14 protein-coding genes are annotated in these 13991 nt (G+C 62.7%); 9 read left to right on the top strand and 5 right to left on the bottom strand.

The genetic code is table 11. The annotated features are described in order from the left end of the window. Nucleotides 1-224 precede the first annotated feature (224 nt). From A4G99_RS21405 to A4G99_RS21415, 3 genes are all read left to right on the top strand, one after another. Nucleotides 225-578, top strand: coding sequence for a hypothetical protein (locus tag A4G99_RS21405; RefSeq protein WP_223302099.1), 354 nt, complete (start codon nt 225-227; stop codon nt 576-578). Nucleotides 579-662: 84 nt separating this feature from the next. Next, nucleotides 663-1376 (top strand): hypothetical protein, encoded by a 714-nt coding sequence (locus A4G99_RS21410; RefSeq protein WP_223302100.1) that lies wholly within the window; start codon nt 663-665, stop codon nt 1374-1376. 46 nt (nt 1377-1422) lie between these two features. After that, nucleotides 1423-2685 carry a hypothetical protein gene (locus A4G99_RS21415; RefSeq protein ID WP_066148142.1) on the top strand — a complete coding sequence of 421 codons (1263 nt, stop codon included), beginning with the start codon at nt 1423-1425 and terminating at the stop codon, nt 2683-2685. Between the two features lies 1 nt (nt 2686). On the opposite strand, the gene A4G99_RS21420 is transcribed toward A4G99_RS21415, so the two are convergent. After that, on the bottom strand, nt 2687-3940 hold the full coding sequence (locus A4G99_RS21420) for an MFS transporter (protein WP_066148145.1): 1254 nt from the start codon (nt 3938-3940) through the stop codon (nt 2687-2689). A gap of 125 nt (nt 3941-4065) precedes the next feature. Between A4G99_RS21420 and A4G99_RS21425 the strand changes: the two genes are divergently transcribed. Then, nucleotides 4066-4377 (top strand): hypothetical protein, encoded by a 312-nt coding sequence (locus A4G99_RS21425; RefSeq protein ID WP_066148148.1) that lies wholly within the window; start codon nt 4066-4068, stop codon nt 4375-4377. A gap of 43 nt (nt 4378-4420) precedes the next feature. Then, the gene (locus A4G99_RS21430; RefSeq protein ID WP_342764533.1) at nt 4421-5815 is read left to right on the top strand and encodes a carotenoid oxygenase family protein; all 1395 of its coding nucleotides are present in this window, start codon (nt 4421-4423) and stop codon (nt 5813-5815) included. Between the two features lie 11 nt (nt 5816-5826). Here the strand turns inward: A4G99_RS21430 and A4G99_RS21435 are convergent, their stop codons facing one another. Next, complete coding sequence (locus A4G99_RS21435) at nt 5827-6993, bottom strand: mechanosensitive ion channel family protein (protein WP_066148317.1); 1167 nt, start codon at nt 6991-6993, stop codon at nt 5827-5829. A gap of 112 nt (nt 6994-7105) precedes the next feature. Then, a complete protein-coding gene (locus A4G99_RS21440) occupies nt 7106-7519 on the bottom strand; it encodes a hypothetical protein (RefSeq protein WP_066148151.1) in 414 nt (137 codons plus the stop codon). 125 nt (nt 7520-7644) lie between these two features. On the opposite strand from A4G99_RS21440, the gene A4G99_RS21445 reads away from it, so the two are divergent. Together A4G99_RS21445 and A4G99_RS21450 are read left to right on the top strand one after the other, a co-directional pair. Continuing rightward, nucleotides 7645-9000: a PQQ-binding-like beta-propeller repeat protein gene (locus A4G99_RS21445; RefSeq protein WP_066148154.1), complete on the top strand. Its 1356-nt coding sequence runs from the start codon at nt 7645-7647 to the stop codon at nt 8998-9000. Further along, nucleotides 8997-10205 (top strand): PQQ-binding-like beta-propeller repeat protein, encoded by a 1209-nt coding sequence (locus tag A4G99_RS21450; protein ID WP_066148157.1) that lies wholly within the window; start codon nt 8997-8999, stop codon nt 10203-10205. The genes A4G99_RS21445 and A4G99_RS21450 overlap by 4 nt, the downstream gene beginning before the upstream one ends. On the opposite strand, the gene A4G99_RS21455 is transcribed toward A4G99_RS21450, so the two are convergent. Further along, a complete protein-coding gene (locus A4G99_RS21455) occupies nt 10202-11851 on the bottom strand; it encodes an acyl-CoA synthetase (protein WP_066148160.1) in 1650 nt (549 codons plus the stop codon). The two genes, A4G99_RS21450 and A4G99_RS21455, sit on opposite strands and share 4 nt — an antisense overlap. A gap of 176 nt (nt 11852-12027) precedes the next feature. On the opposite strand from A4G99_RS21455, the gene A4G99_RS21460 reads away from it, so the two are divergent. Both A4G99_RS21460 and A4G99_RS21465 read left to right on the top strand, forming a co-directional pair. Beyond that, nucleotides 12028-12441 carry a hypothetical protein gene (locus A4G99_RS21460; RefSeq protein WP_066148163.1) on the top strand — a complete coding sequence of 138 codons (414 nt, stop codon included), beginning with the start codon at nt 12028-12030 and terminating at the stop codon, nt 12439-12441. Between the two features lie 91 nt (nt 12442-12532). Then, nucleotides 12533-13219, top strand: coding sequence for a helix-turn-helix domain-containing protein (locus tag A4G99_RS21465; RefSeq protein WP_066148166.1), 687 nt, complete (start codon nt 12533-12535; stop codon nt 13217-13219). Here the strand turns inward: A4G99_RS21465 and A4G99_RS21470 are convergent. Then, entirely contained in the window at nt 13216-13851 is a 636-nt protein-coding gene (locus tag A4G99_RS21470; protein WP_066148169.1) for a helix-turn-helix domain-containing protein, read from the bottom strand. The two genes, A4G99_RS21465 and A4G99_RS21470, sit on opposite strands and share 4 nt — an antisense overlap. Nucleotides 13852-13991 lie beyond the last annotated feature (140 nt).

The following is a 13991-nucleotide window of genomic DNA, read 5'->3' on the forward strand; positions in this document are numbered from 1 at the left end:
TGTGTACGGACATGTGTTTCACTGCATTGCTGGCGAGGACAGTACCGACAATAAACATTATGATTTATAATGATAATATTCATTAATGAGGTTTAACGCCCCAAGGCCGTTCAAGGACGTATTAGTGACGCGTGGTACCACATGACGTCCCATCCCCGATTCCGGCTTCCCGTGCGCTTATCTCCGTTCGTCCCCGAGTTATCGTATGAAACGAAGGTGGGAGCGTGCGGAATAGGGTTCCCCGCCGATGGTGGCTCCTTCGGATGCTGTTGCTGTTCGCGTTCCTCGCCGGGGGTCGGGGAATTCTCGGCGGCAAAAAACTGCAGGACGTACCGTACGTCCCCGGGACGAACAACACGCTCGTGCTCGTCGCGCTCGTCGGCGCTGTCGTCCTCATCGGCGGCGTCCTCGCGTATCGAGCGGGAGCGCTGCCGGGGACGTCTTCGGCATCCGAAACCGAAGTGCACCCCCCGGATGACGGGTACAACTGTCGATACTGCGGGCGGAACTTGGAGCGCTACCGCAACCGGTGTCCCTACTGCGAAACGCGTGACCCGGTCGGCAACGAGGATTGGTAACCGAATTTTTCTGACAGGGCGTGAACGACCGGTGAGTTGTTGGGCCGTTGGGATTATGCGCGTCCCTCCCGATACACTATTTTCATGGAGAGACGACAGTTTCTCGAACGATTGGGGGGAGTAGTGGCCGGAATCGGTGTCGTCGGGGGGGTGGCCGACGGCGCGCAATCGAACGTGAACCGGAGACCGGTCATCACGTCATCGCTGATTCGGGAATGGACGCTCGAAGACGAGCGGACGGACAAAACGCCGATCAAGCAGGCGGGCACGTCGCTCGGCGATGCTTACACGAACACGCTCATTTACAGGGACGCGGAACTCGCCTCGGGCCTCGACAAGTACGTCAGCGGGAGTTTCGACGGCATCGTCGGCGCGTTCATGGCGACCCGCGTCACGTTCGACTCCCCGGTGGCGATATTCGCCCAGCCATCGCTGGTCACCGGAATCGCAAAGCGGCGGTTCGAGGAGACGTTGAGCAGCCTCGGATTCTCCGACATCCGCGAGCGCTCCGCGTCGGAGCGCGAGACGACGAACGAACAGGCCATCGCGGAGTACGAAGCCTACTACGACGCGAGCGAGTACATCACGCGACCGAACTCGCCAGCCTACGACCTTCCGTCCGTCACGTCCGACGGGCGCGTGAAGACGGTCCTCTATCTGGAGGTGTTGAAACCGGGCAAGACGCTCCTGATAACGTCGGGAATCCGCCCGACGAATCGGATGCTACGTGACGTGTTTCACCGAAACCCGAACGTGTATCGGAGGGAACTCCTCCGGTTGATGCACAGCGTGAAGTAGGGAAACGGCGAAAAGCCTGAAACCCATCGAGTTCAATACGCAAGCGATGGTCGATTCTCACACTTCTGAGCGCCGATTTCTCCCGTTCTTCCGGCGCTACACGAAGACGTGGGTTCACGCGGTGGCGACGGCGGGATTGACAGCGTTCGGCACGTTGACCTTCGTGAATCAAGGTTTCGCGCTCGTCGCCGTCGCCATCTACGTCCTCCCGCCGGTCGTGCTCTACCTTCGCGGCGGAAATCCCGGCGTCGAAGGCGGCGTCGTCTCCCCGGAGCGCGGCGACGGGGAGGCGACGAAAATCGAACCGGACGGGGATGAAGAAAGGGGCGAAGATAACGGGAAGGACGAACGCGAGCGCGAACCCGAACGGGACTCTAATCCTTCGAGAGAACCCGAACCGCCGGAAGGGTCCGAACCCTCGAACGCCCCGGCGTGGACGCGCGCGTCCACGCCGGACGTCGGACCGCTGTTCGACGCCGTCGTTACCGAAGACGGCGCGTACGCCGCCGGTGAAGGCGGCGTCGTTCTCCGCGGTCGCACCGCGGAGAACGACTGGGATTTCGTGCTCGAAGACGGACCGGGCGCGGACGGGGCCGACCTCCACGGCGTCGATGCGACGAACGACGGCGCTGCGGTCTGGGTCGCCGGGGACGGCGGCGCACTCGGTCGGGTCGAGACGGAAACCGACCGGCACACCGACTACTCGGCACCGAACGGAGTCACGGACAATTGGACGGCCGTCGCGGCCGCCGGAACGGCGGGCGACGAGACGATTCTGCTCGCCAACGGTTCCGGGCAGGTGCTCCGCGGGCGATACCGAGACGGCAACCTCGCGTGGGATGGCCCCACAAAACCCGGAAGCGGGTCGAGTCTGTGCGCCGCGACGCTGGTCGATTCGTCCGTCGGCTACCTCTGTGACACGAACGACGGCGTGTTCGAGACGACGGACGGCGGCGGGAGTTTCCGTCGAATCGGCATCGAGAACGTGGACGGCACCCTGACCGACGTGGCGGCAGTCGAGGACGCCGACGGGGCGTACGTCACGGCCGACGACGGCGTCTGCTGTCGATACGCTGATGGAACGTGGACGCCGAACCGTCTCGGGGATGCGGAACTTCGGGCGATTTCGATGGCGGACGAGTTGACCGTCGTCTGCGGTGGAAACGCCGTCTTCGAGCGGCGGAACGGAACCGGGTGGGAGCGTATCGTCGTCCCCGCGGACGGGGACCTTCTGGGCGTCGGGGTCGGGCCGAACCGTGCAGTCGCGGTCGGTTCGGAGGGAACCGTCGTCGAGCGAAGTCGGCGATGACTCACCGGAGGAACACGAGCGCGACGGCCCCCGCGACGAACGCCAATCCCGCACTCAACAGGAAGGTCGGCGACCAACCGATCCGAATCACGAGGAGGCTGGCAACCAACCCGCCGTAGATGCCGCCCCACAACTTCGCCGTGAGCATCACGGCATAGTTTTCCGAGGAGAACTCCTCGCCGTAGTACTCGCCGACGAGTCCCGGGAGGATGGAAAACGAGGGCGCTCTGAAGAACATCGTCAACCACGCGAGCGCGACGAACATCCACTGTAATCCCATCCCGCCCGAGACGACCAGCGCCGTGAGCGCGATACCACAACAGACCACCGAACCGGCGAGGGTCCGTTCCCGTCCCAAGCGGTCGGACGCGGTTCCGATGACGATGACGCCGGTCGCCTGCCCCAACGCGACCATGGACGCCGCCGCCGTCGCGGCCGTCACGGAGAGGCCGAGGTGAGTCGCGTACACGATGACCTTCTCGATGAGCACGAGACCGACGCCGTTGACGACGGCGAAGAGGACGTACAACAACCAAAACCGACGCGTTCGAATCATCGTCCGCCACGTGACGTTCGATCCGGCGGCCGAATCAGCGGCCGCCGGATCGTCGTTCGTGTCAGACCCGTCGTCTTCCGAATCGGCGACCGTGTCCGAACTGCCGTCTTCCGAATCGTCGTCCCACTCCTCCTCGGGATCGTGGATGACGAGTCCGGCGACCACACCCGCGACGCCCGCGGCGACGCCCAAAACGAACAGGGTCGGGGAGAAAGAGGTTTCGACGGCGCTCTTGATGAACGGGATGAGCAGAAAGCTCGTTCCGCTGAACGCCATGCTCACCGCACCCGTCGCCATCCCGCGGCGCGAGACGAACCAACGCGAGGGGGTGTTTATCGCGACATCGTAGGCGATGCCCATACCCGCCCCGCCGAGCGCGAACCAGAGGTAGAGCGCGGGGAGCGACGGGACGAAACTGGCACCGACGAACCCGCCGAACAGCAGGGCCGCGGCCACGAAGAACGGGAGTCGAGGGCCGTAACGATCACGGATCCATCCGGCGGGGAACGCGGTGAGCGTCTCCGCGACCACCAACACCGAGAATATCGCCCCGAGTTCCGTCCCGGAGGCCGAGGCGTGTGCTCCTAACGCGCCGCGAATCGCTGGCCACGAGAACTGATACGTTCCGGCAGTTCCGACGGCGAGGACTGCGGCGACGATGTACCACCACCGTGCGGAGCGAAAACGACCACCCACCATCCCAGAGTAGCTACTCGATACGTCACCACACAAAATATACTCGGCGGTTGAACTGTCTCCGCTGGGTCCTGTCCCCGACAAACCGTCGAATACAGAGCTAAGTCGATGTGGTGCCAGTAGGTCTCATGAGCCTCGAAACCCTGTTCCGAGTGTTCGTGGCCGGCGTTCTCGTCGTCGCGCCGACGGTACTGTTTCTCGGTCTGTGGCGGGGGATGATGGCACTCCGCGACGGCGACCTCGTCAACCGGACGATGAACGGCGATTTCGGACCGATACCCGAATCGCCGATAACGGCCGCCATGTTCGGATACGGTGGCGTACAACGGTCCCGAACGACCAGTTCGACGGCCGGAGGACAAGTACGATGTGGACAGTGCGGTGCGGTGAATCCCGAGTACGCCGACTACTGCGGAAACTGTCTGGACGAACTGGGTTGATCGGGCCGAACAGTTACGATTCGTCGGTTCCTCGTCTCACGAAATGACTGCCCGGTCCTCCATCGGCTTTCGCTCGTTGACCGACGAGATCGACCACGATTGTTGCGTCACCGGAACCGTGCCGGACTGGCTCTCGGGCACGCTGATTCGAAACGGTCCCGGCGCGTTCGAGATGGCCGGGTCGTCGGTGGATCACTGGTTCGACGGGTTGGCGATGCTCCACGCGTTCACCTTCGGCGACGGCGTCACCTACCGAAACCGATTCGTCCGCAGCGACGCCTACCGATCCGCCCGAAACGGAAACTTCGAGAGCGGGTTTGCGACGGGGAACACGACGCTCCGCGACCGCCTGAGGGCGTTTCTCTTCGAGAAACCGTACGACAACGCGAACATCATCGCCGAACGGATCGGTGACGACTATCTCGCACTGACGGAACTGCCGCGCTGGGTCGCGTTCGACCCGGACACGCTCGAAACGCTCGGTCACGTCCAGTATGACGGGCCGGAACCCGCCGGAAACCTCGCCTGTGCCCACCTGAAACGCGACCCGATAACGGACGAACTCGTGAACTTCGAGACCTCGTTCGGACGGAACTGCCACTATCACGTCCACTCGATACCCTCGGCGACCGACCGCGAGCACATCTGCTCGATTCCCGTGGACGAACCGGCGTACATGCACAGTTTCGCGCTGACGCCGAACTACGTCGTCCTCACCGAGTTCCCGTTCGTGGTGAACCCGCTCGACTTCATCAAGCCGGGCGCACAGGGTCCGTTCATCGAGAATTTCACGTGGAAACCGGAACGCGGCACGCGCTTTTTCGTCATCGACCGCCGACGCGGGGCCGTCGTCGCTGCACCGCGGACGGAGGCGTTTTTCGGTTTCCATCACGCCAACGCCTACGAGGACGACGGCGAAATCGTCCTCGACCTCGAAACCGTGCCGGATGCGACCGCCATCGAGGTGTTGTACCTCGACAATCTTCGAGACGGTAATTTCGGCGGGTTGAGCGGCCGGTTGGAGCGATTTCGTGTCGATCCCAAATCGGAATCCGTCGAGCGCGAGCGGATGTACGACGGGACGGCGCTCCCGACGACGTCGCCCGACCGCTGGTGTCGAAAACACCGATACGTCTACGCGCAATCGCCCGACCCACAGATGACGACGTGGCCCGAGGCTATCGCGAAGATAGACACCGAGACGCACCGGGCGGTGGAGTTCGCGGACGAGGGGAGTTATCTCGGCGAACCGATTTTCGTTCCCAACCCGGACGGCGAGCGGACGGACGATGGCGTCATCCTGACGCCCTCGCTCGACCCCGAAACCGAACGGTCGTCGCTGATCGTCGTGGACGGCGAGTCGCTCGCCGAACTCGCGCGGGCAGCGTCCCGCACCCGATTCCGTTCGACTTCCACGGTCGATTTTTCCCCGAACTGACCGGCTAACGGTCACTCGGAGCGTTCCGAGCGCTCCGAGCGTTCCGAGCGCTCCGAGCGTTCCGACCGGCCGCGTCGGTCGCGCCGTTCGCTCGCGATTCGAAACCCGTCGGTGTCCTCTCGTCCGGCGATTTCCCGCTGCGGGACGGGGATTTTGATCCCTTCGCGGTCGAACGCCGTCTTCACCGACGCGATGACATCGGTCGTCGCGCGCCATCGGCGACGACTGCTCGGTCGGTCGATCCAGAACCGGAGTTCGAGCAGGACCGCCGACTCCCCGAACCCCGTCAGCACGGCGTCCGGTTGCGGGACGTTCAACACCACCCGTGAGTTCTCCATCGTCTCCTTCGCGATGTCGATGGCGCGATTCGGGTCCGAACCGTAGTCGATGCCGACTTCGACCTCCAACCTGAGCCGTCCCTTTCGGTTGTAGTTGACGAGCGTGTTCGACCCGACGAGGTCGTTCGGGAGGATCACGTACTTCCCCGAAAACGTCTCGATTCGCGTCGAAAACAGCGTGATGTCGGTGACGATGCCGTCGGTCCTCGTCCCGTCTTCCAGCGGCACCTGAATCCAGTCCCCTATCTCGAACGGCCGCGAGAACATGAGCGTGAACCCGGCGATGAGGGCACTCAGCGTTTCGTTCGCGGCGAGGCCGATGATGATGCCGAGGAACCCCGCACCGATGAGGAACGCACGGACGTCCACCCGCCAGACGCTCAGCAACAACAGCGCGGCGAGGAGGTACACGCCGACCTCGGTGAGGCGGGAGAAGACCTCGCCCTGATGTCCCGTGAGTTGGCCGGTTTCCGTGGTAAATCGATCCACGGCCCGGACGAGCATGCCCGATCCGATGTAGGCCGCCGCGACGACGCCGACCGTGATGAGGACGCGGATACCGGTGGACCGTAGGTCGACGTTCGGCGCGTTCGGTCGCGCGCTCGGCCAGAGCGACAACGCATACTGGCCGATGAGGAGCGCGACGATGCCGCTCACGACGAGGAGAAAGACGTCCACCGCGCGTGGGTCGGTTCGACGCTTCAATCTGGGGGCGATTCGCCAGAGAACCCACACGGCGAAGACGAGAACCACCAGTAGAAACGTCGATTGCAGGACCCTGGCTCCCGGGATGGGAAGCAACGGAACGGGTCGGGGCGAGTCGAGGGACAGCGGTGTCATGGCGAATCTCCGATTGGTCGCTTTCTCCGTACCGCGAAAACGAACCACAGAATCCGGACAATCGCTCTCTGCTTCAGTGTATCGGGTGGAATCGGCGCTCTCGCCGCGACGTTCACTCCGCGCTCGAATTTCCCATCGTCTGGACGGTCCACTCCTCGGAATCGCGCAGGTAGTTCGGGATTTCCTCGTCGTCCAATTTCTCGTGGATGTGGATGGTGTCGTCCTCGACCGCGCCGCGTCCGAGGTCGATGAACAGCCGTTGGAGACCGTTTCGCCACTCCGCGTCCACCAACTGATGCCAACACGACTCGAAGGCGTCCTGTTCGGTTTGGCTGGGACCGCCGCTCTCGCGGGCGATTTCGAGACAGCACTCCGGACAGTTACAGACGGAGACGGGTTTCGTGAGGGCGTGAATGTGGCCGTCGAAGGTGACGACCGGCGCTTGTCGCTCCATCTGTCCGTGGCGTTCACACGTCGCGTCATCCGGTTCCGTGCCGATGTAAATCGGGCGTCTGTTCTGTGACATGGGTCGGATGAAAAGGGTCATCGGTTGACAGGAGTATCAAGCTACTGGCGGCGATCAATTTATCAGAGGGACGAGGTGGCGCACAGAAAGCTCATATAGGGGCCGTAATAATCGGCACAACTGACATGCCCTTCCAGCGTCCGACTCGGCGGCAGTTCCTCGCCGGTCTCGGTGCCGGTGGAGTGACCGCCATTTCCGGGTGTGCTTCCTCCAGTTCGACACCCGCGACCGCGGCGCTCGATTGGCCATCGGACGAGTGGCCGGTCGCCCACGGGACGCCGACGAACACGGGCTACACCCGCTCGAAGAGCGCACCGCGAACCGACCCCACGATGGAAGAGTGGCAACTGTGGGACATGGAGGAGTGGCAGGTGAGCGAGGACTCCGTTCGATACAGAACGACGAGCAGTCCGGTCGTCGCGAACGGGACGCTGTTCGTCGCCACGGGACTCCCCGGCGGACACAGCGCTGACGAGAACGGTGTCGTTCTCGCCCTCGACGCAGCGAGGGGGAAGATTCAGTGGTCCGCGACCCTCCCGAAAGGAGGGTCGGGAACACCGGCCGTCGCCGACGGACTCGTTATCGTCGGTTCGAACGACCGCGCGCTGACCGCGTTCGACACCGCGTCCGGTTCGGTTCGATGGCGAACCACGACGAGCGCACCGGTCGGGACACCGGCCGTCGCTGGCGACCACGTCTACGTCGGCGACGGACACGGGTCGGTTCACGCCTTCAGGCGGACTGACGGGAAACTTCGGTGGCGGTACGGACAGAGAACGCTCGACTCGCTGGGGTCGTTCCTCTCCGACAAAACGTGGGAGATACGCGCCAAACCGGCCGTCACGGACGACACCGTCTACGTCACCACGGGTATCGGACAGCACGGTAAGTCGGTTATCGACCGCACCAACTTGCTTGCGCTCTCCCGCGACGATGGCAGCGAACGCTGGCGGTACGAGTACGCGCGGGACGGCTACACTTACAGACCGCCGCGTGCGCCCGTCGTCGCGGACGGGACGGTTTTCGTCTCCGACTCTGCGCTCCACGCCGTGGACTCGTCGGACGGATCGAAACAATGGCAGTTCACGTTCGGCTACAGGCGAAGCGTGAGCGCACCGGCGGTCCACGACGGAACCGTCTACATCGGCGCGAAGAATGTGTACGCCCTCTCCGCTGAGGACGGGACCGAACAGTGGCGCTTCGTGAACCGGGCACCCATTTCGAGCATGGGGTCCCATCGTGCACCGATGGTGAGCGCACCGGCAGTTACCGACGAAACGGTGTACATCGGCGCTGGCGCGCTCGATTCGTCGTCCGGCGAGAAGTTGTGGGGCGACCTCGGGAATCAGGAGGACAGCGAATACTTCGCCTCCCACATCGACCAAAACGCGACCCTCGAAGGTCCCGCAATCGCAGGTGAGACGGTGTTCATGGCGACGGAATACGGGAGCGTCATCCGGGCAACGGAGGGAAGCGAATGAAGCGCCGCGCGTTCCTCGCGGCGGGAGGAATTGCCCTCGGTGCTGGTTGCTCCGGTCTGATGGACGACTCGAAGGGGAAGAAATCGAAGCCACCGGCCGAGTGTGCCATCGACCCGGACGTAACCCCCGGAACGCCGGGATGGCCGAGCGTATCTGGTGGACCGAGAAACACGCGGTCGGTGCCCTCCGAAGGCGTTCCGACGCCACCATTGGAACTCGATTGGACGTTCACGACGGGCGAACACATGGCCGCCCCGGAACCCGTCGTCGCGAACGGAACCGTCTACGCGACCAACTACGACGACGACGTTCACGCCGTGGACGCGGAGACGGGGGAGCATCGCTGGCGAGTGACCGTTCCGGTGGATTCGCGGGTGGCGGTCGCCGGAAATCGGCTGTTCATCGTGAGCGACCAGTCGCTTCGTGCGCTCGATACGAGAGACGGTGGGACGGTGTGGTCGACCGAATTGACCGCCGAACCGGGCATTTTCTCGACCGAGATACAGGTGACCGAGGATACGGTGTTCGTCTACGGAGGGCTATTCCTCTCCGCATTCGACGTGAAGACGGGGAAGCGACGGTGGGAGTTCTCCACGGGACTCGAAACCGAGGGATGTCCCGCAATCGCCGACGGCGTCGTGTACGTCGGGAGCGACGATACCTACGTCTACGCGCTGGACGCCGCCACTGGCGAGCGTCAATGGCGGTACAAAACCGACGACAGCGTCTCCTGTGACACCCCAGTCGCTGATGGCGTCGTCTACGCCGGGTCGGAAGACGGGAACGTGTACGCCCTCAATGCGAAGACGGGGAAAAAACGCTGGAAACGTCGGGTCGGAAGCGTCGAAACCATCGCCCTGGACGGCGGGCACGTTTACGTGGGGAGCGGACGGAGTGACACCTCGACACTGCAGGCGTTTACGGCGGAAACGGGGACCGAATGCTGGTCGTCGGACGAGAGCGACTTTGGATACATGGAAACCATCGCCGCGAGTTCGGACGGGATTTACCTTCCAACCGGGTCTTTCAGCAACAGAGACGCGCTCGGCGTGTTGAATCCCCAGACGGGCGAACGCGTGTGGCGAGACGAGGGATCCGGTATGATATTCCAAGGCGGCCTGGCCGTCGCCGACGGTGCAGTGTATATCGGCGGGTGGGACGACGACAACGTGTTGGTCGTCGCCCGATTCGTCCCGAAGAACTAATCCTCGGTCCGGTCGCGCAGTTCCGTCCGGCGAATCTTTCCGGTCACCGTTTTCGGCAGTTCGTCCACGAACTCGACCTCCCTGGGATACTCGTGGGCGGACAGTTCCTGTTTGACGTGGTTCTGAATGTCCTCGACGAGTTCGTCCGACGGGTCCGCGCTCGCGCTCGGGACGACGTAGGCCTTGACGATGTTGCCGCGTTCGCGGTGGGGTTTAGGAACAACCGCGGCCTCCGCGACGGCGGGGTGTTCGCCGAGCGAACTCTCGACCTCGAAGGGGCCGATGCGGTAGCCCGCGCTCAGGATGACGTCGTCGGCGCGTCCCTCGAACCAGAAGTAGCCGTCCTCGTCCAGATGACCGAGGTCGCCGGAGAGGTACCAGTCATTGACGAAGCAATTCGCAGTTTTATCGGGCTTGTTCCAGTACTCCGCGAAGAAACACGGGTAGTTCCCGCGTTCGGCGATTTCTCCCGTCTCGCCGGGTTCCAGCGGTTCGCCGGTCTCCGGGTCCACGACGGCGGCCTCGATGCCCGGTAACGGTTTCCCCATGCTCCCCGGTCGAACCTCCATCGTCGGGTAGTTGTTGATGATCATGTTGCCCGTCTCGGTCTGGCCGTAGGTGTCGTGGATAGTGACGCCGAGCGTGTCCTCGCCCCACGTGACCACGCCCGCCGACAGCGGTTCGCCGATGGAGAGCGCGTGACGGAGGTCGAGGTCCACGCCCTCCAGCATGGACTCGTTCTCGCGGAGCATGCGGTAGGCCGTCGGGACGCTGAACAGCACCGAGATGGGGAACTCGTCCAGCAGGTCCGCCCACGCTTCGGGGTCGAACTCTCCCTCGTAGGTGAACTGGGTCGCCCCCCAGAACCACGCGCCGAGCGTGTTGATGGGCCCGGTCAGCCACCCCAAGTCGCCCGTGGACCAGTAGCAGTCCCCGGGTTGCAAATCGACGGCGAACTTCTGTGTCGCGGCGACGCCCGCGACCCAACGGTGTTTGTGGAGAACGCCCTTCGCCAGTCCCGTCGTGCCGCTCGTGTAGTAGAGCAACGCGTTGTCCTCGCCGCCCGTCTCGGCCGTCTCGAACTCCTTGCTCGCGTCCGCCATCGCGGAGTGGTAATCGATGTCGTCCCGTTGCGTCCCGGTTCGCTGCTCGCCGATGACGATGACGTGTTCGACCGACGGCGCGTCTTCGAGCGCCTTGTCCATCGTGTCCCTGTTTTCCGGCGTGGTGATGACCACCTTCGCATCGCAGTCGTCCAACCGATAGGCGATGCCGTCCGGACCGAACCGTTCGTTGATGCCGCCCCAGACGCCGCCCGCCTTGAGCGTCCCGATGAGTGCGACGTAGTGCTCCGGAATCCGCGGCAGGTAGGAGAACACGCGGTCGCCCGAATCGATGTGCTCCGAGAGGACGTTCGCGAAACGGTTCGATCGCTCCGCGAGTTGCCAGAACGTGAGCGTTTCGCGCTCCCCGTTCTTGCCCGCGTAGTACAGCGCGACCTTCCCCCGGTCGTTCGCGTGGCGGTCACAAACCTCGTGCGCGATGTTCAACCGTTCGGGCGCGTTCCAGTCGGCGTCCGCATAGATGTCGTCCCACTCGAACGTTTCCCGCTCGCTGTCATAATCGTGCAGATTGTGACCAGTCATCACGACGTATGTCGTAGACTGCACGTATAATCGTTATTCATATCCGCGGTCATGTCGCCGTCGGATTCCTTGCGGTTACTCTCGCACGGGGATTGTGCGTGGAGAGCCGCCCCCTCTAAAAGAGGGTGAAAACGAAACCAGAGAAAGAATGCCGATACTGATGGTAATCCGTGTGAATGAATCCCTCTGAGTCGTCACCCCCGTCATCGGAACCACCTCCTGGCGAGGACGAAGAGCCCTATCGAACTACCTCGCTCGTCGTCGATACCACGGACTCCGTCACTCGACTTCTCTCGGTTCTCGCGGACGAGGAACCACGTCTCATCATCTACGCGCTCTTCCGAAAGGAGAAAACGACGGTCCCGCTGACGGAAATCACCCAAATGGTCGCGGCGGCGGTTGACGGCGATACCGAATCGGTCCGTGAACGGATAGTTCGCGTACATCTCCCGAACCTCGGCTTTCTCGGGATCGTCGATTACGACCTCGCCGGGGACCCGCGCGTGTGGCTCTCGGAGAACGTGGACATCGTGAACAAACGGTTGCTCCACGACGTCGTCGAACGAATCGAGCGATACGAATGTTCATAAATGGGTTCAACCGGAGCCCAATAGTAGATGGTAGTTGACTGCAAACCCGTAATCGGTGACGGAGAGTGTCGCATTCAGGGAGCATGTTTGAATGAGTACGATCGTTGAATTCACCCTACCGACGGACGAGTTCGTCCTCGCCGAGACGTTCCGTGCGGTTCCATCCGCCACGTTCGAAATCATCCGATTGGTGGCACACGACGTAGACCGCGCGTTTCCGTACCTCTGGGTGTCGAACAACGATATGGAAACCGTCGACGAGGCGCTCGCCACCGACCCGAGCACGGAGAACCTGGAACTGGTGTCCACGTTCGACGGGACGAGCCTGTATCGGATGGACTGGATCGACGCCATCGAAGTCATGATTCAAATCCTCGTTGAAGAAGACGGTGCGATCCTCAACGCCAACGGGACGAACGAGCGCTGGAAGATGCGGGCGCTGTTTCCGGACAGGGACGCGTTCTCACGCACGCACGACCATTGCAAGGAGCGGGAACTGACGATGACGATCGACCGCATCTACCCGCTCACCGATTTTCCGCACGGTCAGTTCGGTTTGACGAAAGAACAGTATGCGGTGTTGGCCCTCGCCACGAAACGCGGGTATTTCGACGTTCCACGTACCAGTTCGATGGCCGACCTCGCGGACGAACTCGGCATCAGCCAACAGGCGGTGTCGGAGCGGCTTCGGCGCGCCCACGACACGTTAGTCCGTGGGGCGCTCGCGGTCGGTCCGGAGATCACGACAGAGCCGGAAATCGGTCGGTCGAGACGTTAGATCGGGATCGAATTCCCGATGAGTTGGTCGTGTGCACGTCGGATCCGCTCCGACACTGCCTGGTGTGAAACCCCGATTCTGTCGGCCAGTTCGCCGACCGTGATCCCGCGTGGAATGTCGTAGTAACCGTGCTCGAACGCCAGTTGCAACACTTCCAACTGCTCTTCGCTGAAGTCGATCTGCTCCCCGGAAACGCCGTCCAGTTGCTGAAGCCGCCGAATCTCCATCGAGATACCACGGTCAGTACACCGATGATACAGCCTCGATGCCATCTCTCGGGTGGTGGTTCGGAGCCGAAACGTCCAGTGCTGTTTCGTGCCGGAGACCTGACTGATGACGACATCGTCTTCGAGAATCGTCTCGAAGACGGACCGCGGCGTCGATGTCCAGTTGACGGCAAAGAGCGTCGAATGCGAGTTCGAGACGATCGTTTTCACCGAAGTGAGGGTCGGATCCGTTCGGAGCACGTCGGCGACGTCTCGGTCGCTTTTCACGCGGATGAGCGGCGGGCCTGTTTCGGATCGATACGAGATCGTGGGAAGGAGTTCGAACCGGGCCTCCGGGACCGATACGAACGTCTCTTCCAGGGCGAAGTCCGCGACGGGAACCGCCACTTCGACGAGCGTGTTCATGTGGAGTAACGTCCAGCCAGCACCCAGTGGCTTTCACTCGTATATACAAGTCATTTATATCCCCATCAGTAGGCGTATTCCAACGACCGATCGGTCCGATTTCGAGCAAAAGTCTATTAGCCCTTCTACCCGTGCGTAGC

The organism is Haladaptatus sp. R4 (assembly GCF_001625445.1).
Lineage (GTDB): Archaea > Halobacteriota > Halobacteria > Halobacteriales > Haladaptataceae > Haladaptatus.

Bases quoted from the DNA above. Each gene is read 5' to 3' on its own strand.
- A4G99_RS21410 (WP_223302100.1), top strand. From the start codon at position 663: ATGGAGAGACGACAGTTTCTCGAACGATTGGGGGGAGTAGTGGCCGGA.
- A4G99_RS21415 (WP_066148142.1), top strand. From the start codon at position 1,423: ATGGTCGATTCTCACACTTCTGAGCGCCGATTTCTCCCGTTCTTCCGG.
- A4G99_RS21420 (WP_066148145.1), bottom strand. From the start codon at position 3,940: ATGGTGGGTGGTCGTTTTCGCTCCGCACGGTGGTGGTACATCGTCGCC.
- A4G99_RS21425 (WP_066148148.1), top strand. From the start codon at position 4,066: ATGAGCCTCGAAACCCTGTTCCGAGTGTTCGTGGCCGGCGTTCTCGTC.
- A4G99_RS21430 (WP_342764533.1), top strand. From the start codon at position 4,421: ATGACTGCCCGGTCCTCCATCGGCTTTCGCTCGTTGACCGACGAGATC.
- A4G99_RS21435 (WP_066148317.1), bottom strand. From the start codon at position 6,993: ATGACACCGCTGTCCCTCGACTCGCCCCGACCCGTTCCGTTGCTTCCC.
- A4G99_RS21440 (WP_066148151.1), bottom strand. From the start codon at position 7,519: ATGTCACAGAACAGACGCCCGATTTACATCGGCACGGAACCGGATGAC.
- A4G99_RS21445 (WP_066148154.1), top strand. From the start codon at position 7,645: ATGCCCTTCCAGCGTCCGACTCGGCGGCAGTTCCTCGCCGGTCTCGGT.
- A4G99_RS21450 (WP_066148157.1), top strand. From the start codon at position 8,997: ATGAAGCGCCGCGCGTTCCTCGCGGCGGGAGGAATTGCCCTCGGTGCT.
- A4G99_RS21455 (WP_066148160.1), bottom strand. From the start codon at position 11,851: ATGACTGGTCACAATCTGCACGATTATGACAGCGAGCGGGAAACGTTC.
- A4G99_RS21460 (WP_066148163.1), top strand. From the start codon at position 12,028: ATGAATCCCTCTGAGTCGTCACCCCCGTCATCGGAACCACCTCCTGGC.
- A4G99_RS21465 (WP_066148166.1), top strand. From the start codon at position 12,533: ATGAGTACGATCGTTGAATTCACCCTACCGACGGACGAGTTCGTCCTC.
- A4G99_RS21470 (WP_066148169.1), bottom strand. From the start codon at position 13,851: ATGAACACGCTCGTCGAAGTGGCGGTTCCCGTCGCGGACTTCGCCCTG.